This is a genomic window from Rhodococcus sp. NPDC003318 (assembly GCF_042879035.1).
In the GTDB taxonomy this organism is placed as follows: Bacteria; Actinomycetota; Actinomycetes; order Mycobacteriales; family Mycobacteriaceae; genus Rhodococcus_G.
The window spans coordinates 40,230-57,898 of the sequence record NZ_JBIAOU010000014.1 but is presented as its reverse complement, the minus strand read 5'-3'; the positions used below and the strand labels follow the sequence as shown (position 1 = coordinate 57,898).

Sequence of the window (17,669 nt, the reverse complement as noted above, 5' to 3'; positions counted from 1 at the left end):
GCAGGTCAGCGCGCCGCCCGCACCGCGGCCAACGCCTCGACGAGCTTGCGCCCGGTGAACCGGACCGTCTCGACTCCGGGTCGCCGGGCGACGGCGGAGGCGACCGGACCGGCCATCGACGCCAGCACCCGCGACGCCGCCACCGGCAGCGGTGCCTGCGGGATCGCCGGCCAGAGCAGGGCCGCGAGTGACTCGTCCGGCAGCGGCCGGCATCCGGCGGCGTGCGCGTGCTCGCGGGCGATCCGCAGGTGCGCCTGCCGCTGCTCCACGGAATGCACAGCACTGACCTGGGATTCGTCGATCCGGTACCGGTAGCCGGGTAGCGGCAGATTGCCCATCCGGCCGTACTGGGACAGTTCGGCGAACATCCGGTAGTCCTCTGCGTGCGCGAACTCCGGCCGGAAGCGCAGTCCGCTCAGCTCGAGAACGGACGCCCGGATCATCACCGACGGCCCGCAGTGCGGACTCGACAGCAGCAGACGTTGCCGGCACGCGGTGTCGGTGCGCGGCATCCGGACCCGCCCGGTCGCGGCACCGAACAGTTCGTAGTCGGTGCCGCACACGACGAGGTCGGGGTCGCCGTGCATCGCGCGCAGCTGCGCCGACAGACGGCCGGGCGCCATCACGTCGTCGGCGTCCATCCGCGCCAGGAACCGCCCGCGCGCCTCGTCGAGTCCGTGGTTGAGTGCGCCGACGAGTCCGGTGTTGTCCTGCCGGACCACCCGCACCCGGGGATCGTCGATCATCGCCAGCACCGTGGGGGTGTCGTCGGTCGACCCGTCGTCGATCACCAGGAGCTCGAAGTCGCGGAGGTCCTGCGTCAGTACGGAATCGAGCGCCTCGCGCACGAACCGACCCGCGTTGTACACGGGCACCAGGACGGTGACCAGTGGAGCGTTCATCGGTACCTCAGAATCGTCGAGTACAGCGCGGGAGCGAATTTCAGCAGCACCGCGAACACCGCCTCACGAAGGTGCCCGGTGCGCAGCAGAGGCGTCACGTCCCGCACCGACACCGCGGCCCGGACCCGTCGGATCGCGTCGTCGTACAGGTCGGGCCGTGACGGCGACGCGTGATCGGCGCGCATCGCGACGTGCGCGACGGACCGGAAGATCTCCCGGTAGCGGAAGCCCAGCAGCGCCCGTTGCCACCGGTCGGCGAGTCCGGCTCCCGCGACGGTGGCGCGGACGTCGCGCTCGACCTTGAACAGGTCGAAGGTGCGCGGGCCGAGCGAGGTGCTGATCGAGCCTTCCCGATAGAGGTACCGGTACAGCGGCTCGTCGACGAGCGCGACCCGCTCGGACGCCAACGCCATCCGCAGTGCGGGTGCCATGTCCTCGTATCCCTGGCCCTCGTCCCACGGCCGCTCCCCCAGCAACTCCCGGCGGAACAGCTTGGTGCAGGCGTACGCCTTCGCGCTTCCCAGCACCAGATGCCGTGCGAAGTCCTCGCCGGAGATCACCAACGCACCGAACGGCGGCTCGTCGATCTGCAACACCCGGCCCGCCTCGTCGACCCGTCGGGTCCGGGTGCAGGCGAAGTCGGCGGATCCGGATTCCAGTGCATCGGTGAGCAGTTCGAGGAAACGCGGATCGGCCTCGTCGTCGCTGTCGAGGAACCACACCAGGTCGCCGGTCGACGCCGCCAGCCCGGAGTTGCGGGCCCGGCCGAGACCGCGGTTCTCGTCGTGCACGACACTGCGGAAGTTCGCTCCCCGAGCGGTGAGGTACCGCTGCGCGACCGCCATCGACTCGTCGCCCCCTCGGTCGTCGACGAGGACGATCTCGTGGGCGGGTCGGGTCTGCGCCAGTACCGACCGCAGGCAGCCCTCGACGTGAGGGAGGCAGCGGTACACCGGCACCACGACGCTCACCCGGTTCACTGCGAAACCTCCGTGGTGTCGAATTCCGGTGTCAGAGTGGCGAAGAGTCCGTGGTGGTCCGATCCGGGCAGGTCGACGCGTTCGTACTCGCCGACCACCGTGTCGCGCAGGACGATCCGGTCGATCGCGATCACCGCGGGATACCAGCGGTCTGCCGGGTAGGTCGGCACCAGGCCCGCGCCCGCCTGCTCCCCCGCGTCGACGAAACCGTCGGTGAGGATGTCGCGGTACCGGCTGTGCGAGTACGTCGAGTTGAAGTCCCCGCTCACGATCATCGGGGTACCGTCGGCCGCCCGCTCGTGCAGCAACGCCGCGAGCTTCTCCATCTCGGCGGCCCACATCCACGCCGGCGACGGGTACGGCGGCATCGGATGGACGGCGGCGAGGGTCACGCTGCGGCCATCCCCGAGATCGAGTGTGGTGACGAGGTTGGCCATCGAGAACCGGCCCAGCGGCTCGGGGTCGCGGAGCTCGAATCGGCTGTAGATGCCGGTGCCGCCGCCACCCGACTCCTTGGGTGACAGGTAGGTCATCGGCAGCAGGTCCTCGAGGCCCGCGTCCCGTAGTCGGCCCACCGCGTCGTCGGTCAGTTCCTCCACGGTCAGTACGTTCACCGACCTGGACCGCACCAGCTCGACCAGGGCATCCGGCTCCGCCTCACCGAGACGGATGTTGGCCTGCAGCAGCCGGATCGGTGCCTCGGACGCACCCGCGTCCGGGACGTTGCGCACGTACAGCGGCGCCTGTGTGGCCAGGCCGGACAGCACGACGACAGTCCCGACGGCCAGCGTCCGCCAGGCCCGCACCGCGGCGAGCACGAGCAGACCCGCCAGCCCGACCACCAGCAGGAGCGGGACGAACGAGGATGCGACGGCCAGCTTGTTGCTCTCCGGGCCGACGAAGTGCACCACGGCCCCGAGAGCGGCCCCCGCGACGGCCGCGACGCCGACCCCGTACGCCACCCGGCGCGCCGCCTGACGCGGCGACGCAGCCACGACCGGCCCCGGGACGGGCCTCATGTCCGGGTCTCAGCTCGCACCGACGACCTCGAACCACGCGCCCAGTTGGGGATCCGACGCGAGATCGACGAAGTCGACGACGGCGCCTTCGGCGCGCCACCGCTCGACCAGCGACATCAGGCGCACCGAGTCCAGGCCGAGGTCGAGCAGGTTGGTGTCCTCGGTGAGTTCGGCGGCGGGCAGGTCGAGCATGCCGGCCAGGTCGGCAACCATGCGATCGCGGGTCAGGGTGGAGGTCATCGGTGAAGCCTTTCGATTCGGGTGAGGGGGAATTCAGGCCGCGACTGCGGAATCCGCAGGCGACGGCGCGGCGACGGCCCGGCGCAACGTGCCGAGGACGAGGAGGGAGACCAGGGCGACGGCGCACATGGTCAGGCTGTAGGTGACGACCGCGGAGGAGGCCGAGACTACCCCGCCGAACGCCCCGGCGATCAGGGCGCCGATCGAGACCCCGGCGACTTCCTGCGCCGACCACAGCCCGTTCACCCGGCCGAGCATCGACTCCGGTGTGTGGGTCTGGATGAGCGCGTACCGCAGCACTTCCTGCACGGAACTGATCGCGCCGACGACGACGAGCAGCAGCAGAGCGAGTGCGAGGACACCGGTCAGGCCGACGAACGCCTGGACCGCGAACCCGGCCGCCAGCGCCACGAGCAGCACCAGCCCGGGACGGGCGAGCCGGGACAACCACCCGCTGGTGACCGTCGCGATCACCGCGCCGACGGCGGTTGCCGCGTACAGCAGGCCGGCCGCCCACGAGTCGCCACCGAACCGCTCGTCGACGAGGCCGGGCACCAGCACCAGGACGCCGCTGCCGAGCATCGCGACGACACCGGCGATCATGACGCCGCCGACCACCCGCTCCCGCGCCACGAACTGCGCCATCGACTCGGGCGGGCCGCCGGCGGCCGCGTCGTGGTGTTGCGGTGCGGGCGGCGGCAGCGCCGGCAGCCCCGACAGCAGCACGATGGTGACGACCGTGCCGAGCGCGGCGACCCAGTAGTTCCAGGACACCGCGAACGCCGCGATCACCACACCGCCGAGTGCCGGCGAGATCACGGCACCGACGCGGGCACTGAGCACGTTCAGCGCCCCGACACCGACCAGCTGCTCCCGCGGCACGAGGGTGGGTACCACCGCGAACAGGGCTGCGATGCTGATCGATCCGATCAGTCCGTTGATCACGGCCAGGGCGATGATCACCTGCCAGGACGGCCCGTCGACCATGGCGTTGACGGCCAGCCCGACGAACGTCAGTCCGGACACGGTGCGGGCGAACAGGATCAGCTTCTTGCGGTCGTGGCGGTCGGCGAGCGTGCCGCCGATCAGCATGCCGCCCATGGACGCGGCACCCTCGACCGCGGCGACGACACCGACCAGGAACGACGACCCGGTCAGGTCGTACACCTGGATCGGGACGCCGACCATCAGCATGCCGATCCCGAGGATCGAGATGGTCCGGGCGACGAACACCCGGCGGAACGCCGCGCTCTCGCGCAGCGGCCGCAGATCGAGGAGTACTCCGCGTTCGCTCATGGTCAGCTCGCGTCGCTCTTGGCGACCGCGTCGCTGATCAGCGGCATCACCTGGTCGGTCGCCCAGCCCAGCGAGAGCGCGGACGGGAAGCCGATCGCGTTCGGGAGACCGGTGTTGCGGGCGAGGGACACCACGGCGCCGTTCTGGACGGCGGGCAGTGCGTTCCACGTCGGGAACTTGGTGAGGTAGCTCAGGTCACCGGTCGGGGAGACGACGAATTCGACGTCGGCGTTCATCTCGCCGATGTTCTCGTACGACAGCACACCGCGACCGTCGGCGTCGACGGGCAGCGTGGTCGCGTACGGGCTGAGCACCAGGCCGAGGGAGGTGAGGAACTGACCGATGCCGCGCTCGTCCGAGGCCAGCACCGACAACTGCCCGCCAGTGTCGCCGATCACCGCGTTGTACGTCTTGCCCGCGATCGTCGGGTTCGCCGCCTTCGCGTCCTCCAGACGGGTCTGCGCCTCGGCGATCACCTCGTCCGCCTTCTCCGGGATGCCCAGTGCGGCCGCGACCTTGCGGGTCGAGTCCTGCCACGGCTCACCGTTCGCCTGGGTGTCGAAGTGCACCACCGGGAACTGCTTGCTCAGCTGCTCGTACGTGCCCTGGTCCAGACCCCAGAATCCGGTCGAGACGATGATGTCGGGCTGGAGCACCGCGAGCTTCTCCGCGATGGAGTCGGCCCCGGTGTCCAGGTCGAGGGTCTCGGGCGTCGCGCCACCGAACGCCTCATGCTGCCACGGCCAGATCCCGGTTCCGCCGGTGGCGGCACGGTTCTGGGCGTCGACCGGAATGGCGACGGGGGTGACGCCGAGGGAGAGGAGGATGTCGGCGTCCTGCGGGGACAGTGGCACCGCACGGGTCGGTGCGGCCTCGATGGTGGCGTCACCGAACTTGCCGGACACCGTCACCGGGAACTGCCCGGCGTCCGCGGTCGCCGAGGACGTGGTGTCGGTGCTGCCGGAGTCGGAGCCGCACGCGGCGACGCCGAGCATCACGGTCGCCGCCGCCAGCGCGGCGCCGATCCGCCTGGTCCATCGAGTGTTCATCTGCGTCCCTTCGTTCTTCGTGCTCATGCGTGCGTTCGGTTGTGGTCGATGTCGGCCGCGAGGTCGCCGAGGGAGGCCGCGGCGAAGACCTGCGCGGCATCGACCAGGGCGCCGGCGGCGCGCAGCCGGCCCATCAGCGCCATCACGCCGATGCTGTCGCAGCCCAGCGCGAAGAGGTCGTCGTCGACGCCGACCCGGTCGAGCCCGAGCTGGTCGGCGACGACGGCGCACAGCAGCACCTCGGTTTCCGTGACCGGCGCCCGGTACTCCCCGGACGGCGTGACCTCCGGTCGCGGCAGCGCGGCCCGGTCGATCTTGCCGTTCGGCAGGGCCGGCATCGCGTCCAGGACGACGAGAGCCGACGGCACCATGTAGTCCGGCAGCGTCGCACCCACCCGGCGGCGTAGCGCGGCGACGTCGACCGTCCGGCCCGGGGCGGGGACGACGTAACCGGTCAGCGCCGTGTTCGCGGTGTCCCGGCGCGCGAGGACCACGGCCTCCCCGACGGCGGCGTCCGCGAGCAGGGCGGCCTCCACCTCGGCGGGCTCGATGCGATGGCCGCGCACCTTCACCTGGTCGTCCGCGCGGCCGCGGTACTGGATGTGGCCGTGCCGCGTCCACCGGGCGCGGTCGCCGGTGCGGTACATCCGGGTGCCCGGTCGTCCGAACGGGTCGGCGACGAAACGCTCGGCGGTGCGGCCGGATTCGCCGCCGTAGCCGCGCGCCAGGCCGTCCCCGGACAGGTACAGCTCGCCCTCGACGCCGATCGGCACCGGCCGCAGCCACCGGTCCAGGATGTGGGCGCGGGTGTTGCCGACCGGCCGCCCGGCGACGGGCACGTCGCTGTCGGACACCCGAGCCACCAGGGCGTCGACGGTGCTCTCGCTGGGGCCGTACAGGTTGTACGACTCGGTGCCCTCCTGGCTGCGCAGCAGGTCCCACAGGGGCTGGTTGACGGCCTCGCCACCGAAACCGAGCGAGGCCGGTGCGTTCTCGAGCAGGCCGGCGTCGATCAGCTGGGCCAGGTGGGACGGGGTGACCTCGACGAAGTCCCACTGCTGGCTTCGGGCCTGTTCCACCATTTTTCGCGGATCCCGCTGGGTCTGCTCGTCGACGAGGCACAAGGCGTGCCCGTCGAGCAGCCACAGCTGGGGCTGCCACGACGCGTCGAACGCGAACGACCACGCGTGCCCGACGTGCAACCGCTCCCGGCCGGACCGCCGCTGTGTCGGCCGGTACAGCGCGGCCCGGTGACTGTGGAACAGCGTTCCCAGGCCACGGTTCACCGCGACCACGGCCTTCGGCACCCCGGTGGACCCGGACGTGTGGACCACGTACGCCGGATGCTGCAGCCGAAGCGGCCGGGTCCGGTCCAGGTCGGTGACCGGTGCCGGGTCCTGCGCGGCGGCCGCCGCCACGAGATCGGGATCGTCGAGCACGAGCACCGGCGCCGTGGTGGTCGGCAACCGGTCCGCCAGTGGGGACGTGGTCAGGACCACCGCGGGTGGGGTGGTCGCGAGAATCGCCTCGGTCCGCGCGGCGGGGGCCTGCGGATCGCACGCCAGGTAGGCGCCGCCCGCGGTCAGCACCGCCAGCATCGCGGTCACCGCGTCCGCGGTGCGGGGAAGCATCAGCGCCACCGGCACTTCCGGGCCGACGCCGTGGGTGACGAGCAGCCGCGCCAGGCGGTTCACCCGGGAGGCGAGGTCACCGAACGTCCAGGTGATCTCCCCGGCGATCAGTGCCGGGTGCGCCCGGTACCGGTCGGCGGCGGACGCGAACAGCGCGGCGACCGTCGTGTCCGGCACCGCCATCGGGTTCGTGTTCCAGCGCCGGGTGATGTCGTTGCGTTCCGCGACGGGGATCGCGTCGATCTCGGCCAGCCGGCGCGTGTGCGGGCCCGTCGCGAGCTCGCGCAGGACCTGACCGAGACCGGCGGCGAGCCGCTCGGCGGTCTCCCGGTCGAAGAGGTCCGCGCTGTACTCGACCATGCCGACGATCGTGTCCGTGCCCGCGTACTCGACGAAGTCGAAGGACAGGTCGAACTTCGCGGTCGTGACCTCGATCGGTTCCGGCGTCAGTCCGGCGGTCCCCGCGAATCCGTCCGCGGGGCTCGGCTCGGTCAGGTACACGACCATCGTCTGGAACAGCGGATGCGTCGACCGGGATCGGGCGCTCGCGCCGAGGACCGCGTCGACGACCTGCTCGAACGGCAGGTCCTGGTGCTCGAACGCGGACAGATCGGTGTCCCGGATCCGGGCCAGCAGGTCGCCGACGGTCGGGTTGCCGGACAGGTCGGTCCGCAACACCAGGGTGTTGAGGAAGAACCCGACGAGGTCCTCGAGGCTGGACTCGGACCGGCCGGAGACCGGGGTGCCCAGCGGAATGTCCTCTCCCGCACCGGACTTGTGCAGCAGCACCGCGACCGCGGCCTGCACGAGCATGAACATGCTCACCCCGTGCGTGCGGGCGGTCTCGCGCAGCCCGGACACGACCTCCGGGTCCACGGCCAGGTAGACCGCACCGCCGCGGTAGGTGAAGCGGGCCGGGCGGGTCCGGTCGGCGGGCAGCGTCAGTTCCTCGGGGAGTCCCGCGAGCGCGTCCCGCCAGTAGCCCGCCTGCCGGGCCGCGACACTGTCCGGCTCGACGACGTCACCGAGCATGTCGCGCTGCCACAGGGTGTAGTCGGCGTACTGCACGGGCAGCGGCGTCCACTGCGGCGCGGACCCCCACTGCCGCATCGCGTACGCGGTCATCAGGTCGGTGAGCAGGGCCCGGGTCGACCACTCGTCGGTGGCGATGTGGTGGACGACCAGGACCACGACCGTCTCGTCCCCGGTCTCGAAAACCGAGACCCGCACGGGTGCCTGCGTTTCCAGGTCGAACTGGAACCGCGCCGCCTCCGCGGCGAGGGCGGCGACCTCGTCCCCGCGCACGGTCCGCCGGTCCAGGTCCACCTCCACCGCGTCGACGGGCAGGATCACCTGCTGCGGCGCACCGTCGACCTCGGGGAAGACGGTGCGCAGTGCCTCGTGCCGGATCATCAGGTCCCGCACCGCCTCCGCGAACGCGACGACGTCGACCGAGCCGGGCACCCGCCACGAGATCGGCACGTTGTAGGCGCCGCCGCCGGCGCCGAGCCGGTCGAGCACCCACATCCGGCGTTGCGCGAACGACAGCGGCAGCACGTCCGGCCGCGCACCGGCGGTCAGCGCGGGACGTGCGACGCCCCGCGCCCGCTGCGCGACCTCCGCGAGCTGAGCGACCGTCGGTGCGTCGAACACGCTGCGGATCGCGAGATCGACGCCGAGTTCGGAGCGCAGCGCGTTGACCAGACGGATCGCCGTCAGCGAGTGCCCGCCGAGAGCGAAGAAGTCGTCGTCGACGCCGACCGTCTCCACGCCGAGCGCGTCGGCGAACGCCGCGCACATGGCCGCCTCGAGTTCCGTGCGCGGGGCGCGCGACTGCGGTGCGCCGTCGAAATCTGGGCGCGGCAACGCCTTCCGGTCCAGCTTGCCGTTGAAGCTGACCGGGACGGTGTCGATAGGGATGATCAGCGCCGGGACCAGGTGGTCCGGAACGGTCCCGACGAGCGCAGCGCGCAGCGCGGCGGGATCGGCGCCGGGCGCGGCGGCGTCGACGCTCGCAGCGGGCACGACGTAACCGACGAGCACGGGTGCACCGGCGTTGTTCGTGGCGACCGCGGCGACGGCCCGAGCGACCTGCGGCAGCGCCTCGAGCGCGGCCTCCACCTCGCCGAGTTCGATGCGCAGGCCACGGATCTTGACCTGGTCGTCGATCCGGCCGAGGAAGTCCAGTTCGCCGCCCGCGGTCCACCGCACCAGGTCGCCGGTGCGGTAGAGCCGGGTGCCGGGGGCACCGTACGGGTCGGCGACGAAGCGCTGAGCCGTCAGTCCCGGACGCCCGAGGTAGCCGCGGGCCACCTGGACACCGCCGAGGTAGAGCTCACCGGCGACACCGGGCAGGGTCGGACGCAGACCCGGATCGAGCACGTACAAGTCCACGTTCGAGCCGGGACCGCCGATCTCGGTGGCCCCGGTCGCGCCGTCCAGTCGCGCCGTCAGGTCCGCGGCGAGGGTCACCTCGACCGCCGCCTCGGTGGGTCCGTAGAGGTTGTCGAGCGTCGCTTCCGGGACCGCGGCGGCGAACCGCTCCACGGTGCGGTACTGCAGCGCCTCACCGGAGCACACCACGCGGCGCAGCGCCGGCGCGGCGACCTCCGGCAGGGCGAGCACCTCCTCGAGCATCGACGGCACGAAGTGCGCGATCGTGACCTCCTGCTCGCGCAGCAGCGCGAGCAGGGCACCGGGATCGCGGTGGTCGTCGGGACCCGCGACCACCGTCACCGCGCCGTTGACGGTGGGCCAGAACAGTTCCCACACCGACACGTCGAACGTCGCGGGCGTCTTGAGCACCACCCGATCGGACGGGGCGAGCGGCAGCCGCTCCTGCACCCAGACCAGGCGGTTGACGACGGACTCGTGCGCGACGACGACGCCCTTCGGGTTTCCCGTGGAACCGGACGTGTAGATCACGTACACCGGGTGGGCCGGGGTCAGTGCCGTGCGACGGTCGGCGTCGGTGATCGGTGCGGGCGAGATGTCCGCGAGCCGTGCCGCGACCGCATCGTCGTCGAGGTCGGTGCGACCCGCCCCCGCGGGCAGCGCGGTCGCCGTGGTGCTGAGCACGCGCACCGGCTTCGCGTCGGCGAGCAGGTACTCGATCCGCGCCGCGGGCAGGCCGGTGTCGATCGGCAGGTACGCCGCACCGGACTTGACGACCGCGTGGATCGCGACCACCTGCTCGACCGAACGGGGCACCGCGACCGCGACCAGCTCGCCGGGTCCGGCGCCGTCGGCGATCAGCAACCGGGCCAGCCGGTTGGACCGCGCGTCGAGGTCCGCGTGGGTCAGCGTCCGGGTACCGGCGACGAGCGCGGCGGCCCCCGCGTCGAGTTGCGCTCCGCACGAGAGCATCTCGGCGACGGTCACCGGCGGGACGGGCGTCCGCTCGCCGACGCCGGTGGCGAGCAGGCGCTCCCGCTCCCCCACCCCGAGCAGGTTCAGCGCCCCGAGCCGCACGTGCGGGTCGGCGCCGACGCCGTCGACGGCCCGCAGCAGCGCCGCGAGGATCGTCTCGATCACCGGATGGTCGAACAGGTCGGTCGCGTACTCCGCGACGACGGTGACCTCGCCGGTGTCGGGGGCGTCGACGAAGGTGACGCTCAGGTCGAACTTCGCCCGCACGTTCGTCAGCGGCTCCCACCGGGTGGGCACACCGAGCAGGTCCGGCAGCACCGCCGGCCGCTGGAGGTAGCTGACCATCACCTGGAACAGCGGGTTCCGGCCCTCGACCCGCGTCGGGGCGAACTCCTCCACGAGGCGCTGGAACGGCACGTCCTGCCGCGACATCGCGGCCAGGTCGGCGTCGCGGATCCGGTCGACGAGATCGGCGAAGGTCGGGTCGCCGGAGAGGTCGGTTCGCAGCACGACCGTCCCGACGAAGAATCCGACGAGATCGTCGAGCGCGCTGTCGGATCGGCCGGACACCGGGCTGCCGACGACCACGTCGTCACCCGCACCGAGCCGGGACAGGACCGCCGCGATCGCGGCGTGCAACACCATGAACAGCGTGCCGCCGTGCGCGTCCGCGAGCCGCCGCAGCCGGCCGGCCGCGGCCGCGCCGATGATCACCTGCGCCGCCGAAGCGGCACCGGTCGGGTGAACCGGGCGGGGTCGGCTGGTCGGCAGCGCGATCTCCTCGGGAAGCCCGGCGAGGTTCTCGCGCCAGAAGTCCAGCTGCGCTTCGATTCCGTTGTCCCCGAGTACCTCCCGCTGCCACAGCGCGTAGTCCGCGTACTGGACGGGCAGCGGCTCCCAGCCGGGCTCCCGGCCGGCGGTGCGGGCGAGGTACGCGCGGGTGAGGTCACCGAGGAGCGGGGCGTCGGAGCCCTCGTCGGTGGCGATGTGGTGCAGCAGCACCACGATCACGTGCTCGTCCGGTGACGTGCTGAGCAGGCTCACCCGCAGCGGCACGTCGGTGCGCAGGTCGAAGTTCGCGGTCAGCCGCTCGATCACCCGGGTGTCGACGGTCGCCGGGTCGACGGCGAGGGCGTCGAGTTCGCCGCCCTCCGGACGGATCGACTGGTACGGCACCCCGTCGATCACCTCGACCACGGTCCGCAGGCTCTCGTGCCGCGCGGTCACGTCCCGCACCGCCTGGGCGAGCGCGTCGACGTCGACGGCGCCGCTCAGGCGTGCGACGTGCGCGTAGTGGTAGGTGAGGCTGTCGTCGGAGAGTTCGGCGAGCATCCACAGCCGTTCCTGGGCTGCGGAGAGCGGAATCCGTTCCGGGCGCGGCCCGGCGGTGATCGCGGGCAGCGCGCTCGCGGCGTCCGGGAGCAGCCGCGCGATCTGCGCGGGCGTGCGGGCCTCGAACAGGTCCCGGATGGTCAGCTGCACGTCGAACTCGGCGCGCACCCGGCTGACCATCCGCATGGCGATCATCGAGTGGCCGCCGAGTTCGAAGAAGTCGTCGTCGGCGCCGACGGTGTCCAGTCCGAGCAGGTCCGCGAACACCGCGCAGAGCACGCGTTCCGCGTCGGTCTCCGGCTCCCTGCCGCCTGCGGTGGCGCGCATCTGCGGTGCGGGCAACGCCTTCGCGTCGAGTTTGCCGTTGACCGTCATCGGGATCGCGTCGACGGTCTGCAGGCTGGCGGGCACCATGTAGTCCGGCAGCTGGGCACGCAGGTGGTCGAGGAGGACGCCGACGACGTCGCCGGCGGTGGCCGGAACGACGTACGCGGCAAGCCGTTTCATGCCCGCCACGAGCGGGTCGTCGACCGCCACCACGGCGGCGGAGGCCGCGGCCGGATGCGACTCGATCACCGACTCGATCTCGTGCAGTTCGACCCGGTAGCCCCGGATCTTCACCTGGTCGTCGATCCGGCCGAGGTAGTCGACGTTGCCGTCGGGACGGCGGCGCACGAAGTCGCCGGTGCGGTACATCCGGCCGCCCGACTCGAAGGGGTCGGCCACGAACCGGTCGGCGGTGAGGTCGACGCGGCCGAGGTAGCCGCGGGCGAGACCGGCTCCGGAGATGTACAGCTCGCCGGCGACGCCGTCGACGACCGGTCGCAGCCACGGGTCGAGGATGTGTCCGCGGGTGGCCCGGATCGGGGTGCCGACGGTCGGCGTGACGCTGTCGTCGGTGCCCGCCCCGAGGGTGTTGATGGTGTACTCGGTCGGGCCGTACAGGTTGTAGCCGAGGGTGCCGTCGGTGTCGCGCAGGCGATTCCACACCGAGTCCGGTACGGCCTCGCCGCCGAGCAGGACGAGCGGGGGCCGGTGTGCGGCGCCGCCGTCGGGCCGGGCGCCCCGGTCGAGCAGGCCCTCCGCGAACAGGGCGGTCGCATAGGTCGGGGTCACGTTGACCACGTCGATCCGCTCACGGTCGCAGTACCGGACCAGTGCCTGCGCGTCGCGTCGCAGGTCCTCGTCGCAGATGTGCACCTCGTGGCCCTCGACGAGCCAGAGCAGCTCCTCCCACGACATGTCGAACGCGAAGGAGACGGTGTGCGCCACTCGCATTCGCCGACCACCGTGCGCGGCGACCACCGGGTCGAAGATCTTCTCCTGGTGGTTGCGCTGCATGTTGGTCAGACCGCGGTAGGGGGTGACCACGCCCTTGGGCCGCCCCGTCGATCCGGAGGTGTAGATCACGTAGGCAGGGTGCTCGAGCCGGCGCCGGGTGCCAGGTGCGAACGCTCCGAGCTCGGCGTCGGTGAGCCGAGCGCGGTCCCGGTCGTTCGGCTCGTCCGGCCGGATCGCGATGCCGGGGTCGATGCCCAGTCGCTCCGCGACCGCCGTGGTGGTGACCACCAGGGCGGGTCGGGCGTCCTCGAGCACCACCTTCAGCCGCTCGTCGGGCTGGTCCAGTTCGAGCGGCAGGTACGCGGCGCCCGTGCGCAGCACCGCGAAGAGGGCGACGACCATGTCGACCGAGCGGGGCAGGCCCAGCGCGATCACGACTTCCGGCGCGGCGCGCCGACCGACCAGGTGCCGGGCCAGCGCCTCGACGCGCCCGGCGAGTTCGCCGTAGGTGACGCGCTCGGCGCCGAACACCAGAGCGGTCTCGTCGGGCGTCTTCTCGGCCCGGGCGATGAGCATCTCCGCGATCGTGGTGTCCTCGACCGCGGGCAGCGGCGTCGCCCAGGCGACCCGGGCCGCCGCCGTCTCGCCGGCATGGAGCGCCGGCACCGAGGCGACGAGCCGGTCGCCGTCGCGGGCAACGGTGTCCAGCAGGTCCACGAACCGGTCGTGCAGGCCGTGGGCGCGGACCGGGTCGACGACGTCGGGCCGGTAGTCGATCTTGACGTGCAGCCGCTCGCCCGGCGACACCACCACGGCGAGGGGGTAGTGGGTGTGGTCGAGGCTGTCCTCGCCGACGATGTCGTGCTTGGCGGACTGGGCCGCCATCTCGGAGGCGTTCTTGAAGTTCTGCAGGACGAACAGGGTGTCGAACAGTTCGGTGTGGCCGGTGGCGCGTTGGATCTCGCCGAGTCCGAGGTACTCGTGCTCCATCCGCTCGACGTACTCGTCCTGCATCCGCCGCAGCAGCGCGGCGACGGTCTCGTCGGGCCGCAGCGTCACCCGCACCGGCACCGTGTTGAGGAACATGCCGAGAACCCGGTCCAGACCGACGATCTCGGTGGGCCGTCCGGCGACGGTGGACCCGAACACCACGTCGGTGCGACCCGACTCGGCGGACAGCAGCAGGCCCATGACCGCGTTCATCAACGCGTTCAACGTGACTCCGCTGGTACGGGCCCGGGCGCGCAGCGCCGCGGTGAGGTTCTCGTCGACGTACGACTCGATCCGCGTCGGCACCACCGGGGCCCGGCCCTTGACGGATCCGGCGACGAGGGTCGGGGTGTCGAAGCCGGTGAAGGCGTCACGCCACGCCGCCGCGGCGGCCTCGGGCTGCCGGTCGGCGAGCCACGCCAGGTAGTCGGTGAACCCGGCCTCGGCGGGCGCGGGGAACTCGCCGGCGTACCGGGCGAGCAGCTGATCGACGAACAGGGCGCCGGACCAGCCGTCCCACAGGATGAATTCGCGGTTGACGACGAGGCGGTCGACGCCGTCGCCCAGGTGGATCAGCAGCATCCGCCACAGCGGCGGCGCGGCGAGGTCGAACGGCTGCGCGCGGTCCGCGGCCATCAACTCCTGTACCCGGCCCTGCTGCTCGGCGGCGGGCAGGGCGGACAGGTCGACCTCGGCGAACGGGACCTCGAGGTCGGCCCCGATGAACTGGACCGGTTCCGCGAGTCCGGCGTTCGTGAAACCGGCTCGCACCGTGGGGTTCTCGGCGAGCAGTGTCGCAGCGGCGGCGCGCATCCGTGCGACGTCGATGCGGTGCCCGAAGTCGAGCGAGAACTGTGCGGTGTAGATGTCGGCGGACTCGTCGAAGACCGACTGGAAGTACAGTCCCCGCTGCAGCGGCGACAGCGGCCAGATGTCCTCGACGAGAACCGGGCTGACCGCCACGACGCGGTCGATCTCGTCCTGGCTCAGGTCGATGTGCCGCAGATCCGACGGGGTCAGACGGGCCGCGCCGGAGTCGGCGATGCCGATCAGCTCGGTCACCGCCTCACGCCACAGGGCGGCGAGGCGTTCGACTCCGCCGTCGCCGAGACCGTGGTCGGACTCGAATCGCACTCGGGCCCCGCCGCTTCCGTCGGGGCGGACACAGATGTCGAGGGCGTAGCGGCCGATCCGGTCCCCACCGGTGCGGATCGACACCTGCGGCGCGGGCAGTGCGGCCAGTGCCGGTCCGGCCTGCACGTTGGCGTACCGCAGCATCGGCCAGCCGACCCGTTCCACCGAGCGGAGCCGCTCCTTGCTGGTCCGCAGTGCGGTGAGCGGGTCACGGTCGAGCCCGAGCCGCGCCGGTGCGGTCCAGCCGAGGGGGCCGACCGTGCGCGCGAGCCCGACACCGTCGCGCCCGTCGGACCAGAGGTCGACCGTCAACTCCTCGGCGCCCGCGACGCGGTGTTCCCAGCGGGCGACGGCCATCGCGGTCGCGGCGGCCCACACGTCGGTGGCCTGCCCCTTGACGAGTGCGGGCACCGCGGTGGTCGCGGCCGCGAACTCGGCTGCATCGAGGGTGAGTTCGGCGCTCGCGGCGACCCCGGGTGCCTCGGCCGGGACCAGGTCGGCGCCCGGTGCGAGCACCTCCATCCACGACACGAGGTCGGCCAGTCGCGTCGGTTGCGCGGCCTCGGCCGTGAACTTCCGGGTGTGCGCGGCGAGCGAGACCGGCACCGCGGGCAGCGTCACGGGCCGGCCGCGGCGCAGGGCGCGCAGGGCGGTCGCGAGGTCCTCGCCCGCCACGGCCAGCGACCGCTCGTCGACCAGCCCCGCGGGGGTGACGAGCACCAGTTCGCCGGCACCACCGGTCAGCTGGAGGACGACGAGGTTCCGGCCCGCCGCCGAGTCCGGTGCGGGAGCGTCCGCGAGCAGGTCGGCGGTCGCGGTGCCCGGCTCGGCGTCGACGACGTGGACGAGTGCGTCGGCGTCCGCCGAATCTGCGATCGCGAGCAGCCACAGGATCGGCGCCGGAGCGGTGAGTGTGGCGCGCAGCGCGTGGTGGTGACACACCAGGGCGTCGACGGCCGACACGAGCAGGTCTCGCGTCAGTCCGAGGGGTGCCGGAACCCGCAGGCTGCGCAGGTCGGTGAGGTCGACCTGGGCGTCGCGGCGGCGGGCCAGCGCCGGCGGGAGCGCGAGCGGTCCCGTCCCCTCCTCGTCGTGACCCGCCGCGTCGGGCGCACCCGCGGGCAGCCGCCACACGGACGTGTCCGCGTCGTCGAGGAAGGCGTCGACGAAATCGGTGAGTTCGGCGGCGATCTCGGCGCACCGCGCGCCGTTGTCCGGGTGGCTGCGCAGTCCGATCTCGATCGGCTGGCCGGACTTGTGCAGCAGCACGATGAACTCGAGCTCGCCGACCGGCCCGGACGCGAGCATGTGCGCGGTGGACTCGCGGCCGATCAGGAACCGGGAGGTGGACGCGGGCATGATGTTGATGCCGACGGCCGGTGGCCGCCAGTCCGGGTTCCGCGCGGCCAGCGCCTGTCCGATCGCCTCGCCGCGGAACCGCCCGTGCTTGAGCAGCGCCCACATCTTGCGGTCCGCGGCGGCGGCCACGTCCGCGATCCGGTCCCCGGCACCGACGTCGAACCGCATCGGCAGCACGCTCGCGACCATGCCGGGCACGGCCCGCAGTTCGCGGGTGCCGCGGGCGGTGGTCGGCAGCGCGAGCACCAGGTCCGAGCGGCCGGTCGCCCGGGCGACGTATCCGCTGAGCAGTCCGACCATCAGCGTCGCCAGGCGCAGGCCGTGCACCTTGCCGTGGGCCTCGAGCCGGCTCCGCTGCTCGACGTCGAGCGTGACCGCGGTGTGGGTGACACCGGGCGCCGGTGCGTGCTCGGCCTCGATCAGCCGCGGCACCTCGGGGAGGTCTGCCATCTCGCCGAGCCAGTACTCGCGGTCGGCGTCGATCTGCTCGCCCCCGGTGTAGTCGAGGTCGGTGTCGACGAACCGGGCGAGGGACCACTCGGCTGCGAGGTCCGGGACCACCTGCTCGACGTAGGCACGCTGGATGCGCGCGATGACGAGAGCGATCCCGTAGCCGTCGTTGACGATGTGGTGATACTGCTGGTAGAGGCGCATCCGGTCGTCACCGACCAGGTGGACGGCGAACGTGAACAGCAGGTCGGTCGCGAGGTCGACGGGAGTCGCCATGGTCTCGCGCATCCAGCGCGCCGATGCCGCGTCCGGGTCGTCCTCGCCGCGGAAGTCGAGAACCGGGAGCACCCAGTCCCGGTCGGCGCGTGGGATCTGCACGAGAGCGCCGTCGGCGTCGACCTCGAAGTTGACGTGCAACGTCTCGGCCTGGTCGAGGACCGCCTTCGCGGACGCGACGATCCGGTCGATGTCGACCTCACCGACCGTCTCGGTGTACATGCCCGTGTTGTAGAGGTGCCCGACGGGGTCGAGCTGGTGACCGAAGTAGATGCTGCGCTGGGCCGCTGTCACCGGAAACGCCGACTGCACTGTTGCTTCTCCACCATCTCACGTCGCTGCGGACGTCCACAGCGTCCCG

General features: G+C 72.2%; 7 protein-coding genes. All 7 read right to left on the bottom strand.

Going from position 1 to position 17,669, the window contains the following annotated elements:
* Nucleotides 1-5 precede the first annotated feature (5 nt).
* From ACFYVR_RS19970 to ACFYVR_RS19940, 7 genes are read right to left on the bottom strand one after another with little or no spacing between them, the layout of a single operon-like run.
* A complete protein-coding gene (locus tag ACFYVR_RS19970; protein WP_387476337.1) occupies nucleotides 6-902 on the bottom strand; it encodes a glycosyltransferase family 2 protein in 897 nt (298 codons plus the stop codon).
* Nucleotides 899-1,882, bottom strand: coding sequence for a glycosyltransferase family 2 protein (locus ACFYVR_RS19965; protein WP_387476335.1), 984 nt, complete (start codon nucleotides 1,880-1,882; stop codon nucleotides 899-901). The genes ACFYVR_RS19970 and ACFYVR_RS19965 overlap by 4 nt, the downstream gene beginning before the upstream one ends.
* Complete coding sequence (locus ACFYVR_RS19960; RefSeq protein WP_387476333.1) at nucleotides 1,879-2,901, bottom strand: endonuclease/exonuclease/phosphatase family protein; 1,023 nt, start codon at nucleotides 2,899-2,901, stop codon at nucleotides 1,879-1,881. Before ACFYVR_RS19960 ends, ACFYVR_RS19965 begins: the two co-directional genes overlap by 4 nt.
* Before the next feature lie 9 nt (nucleotides 2,902-2,910).
* On the bottom strand, nucleotides 2,911-3,141 hold the full coding sequence (locus ACFYVR_RS19955) for a phosphopantetheine-binding protein (RefSeq protein WP_387476331.1): 231 nt from the start codon (nucleotides 3,139-3,141) through the stop codon (nucleotides 2,911-2,913).
* A 33-nt stretch (nucleotides 3,142-3,174) separates the two neighbouring features.
* Nucleotides 3,175-4,437, bottom strand: a complete 1,263-nt coding sequence (gene entS / locus ACFYVR_RS19950) for an enterobactin transporter EntS (RefSeq protein ID WP_387476329.1) — start codon at nucleotides 4,435-4,437, stop codon at nucleotides 3,175-3,177.
* Nucleotides 4,438-4,439: 2 nt separating this feature from the next.
* On the bottom strand, nucleotides 4,440-5,513 hold the full coding sequence (locus ACFYVR_RS19945) for an ABC transporter substrate-binding protein (protein WP_387476327.1): 1,074 nt from the start codon (nucleotides 5,511-5,513) through the stop codon (nucleotides 4,440-4,442).
* Nucleotides 5,510-17,620, bottom strand: a complete 12,111-nt coding sequence (locus ACFYVR_RS19940) for an amino acid adenylation domain-containing protein (protein ID WP_387476325.1) — start codon at nucleotides 17,618-17,620, stop codon at nucleotides 5,510-5,512. Before ACFYVR_RS19940 ends, ACFYVR_RS19945 begins: the two co-directional genes overlap by 4 nt.
* Nucleotides 17,621-17,669: the final 49 nt, after the last annotated feature.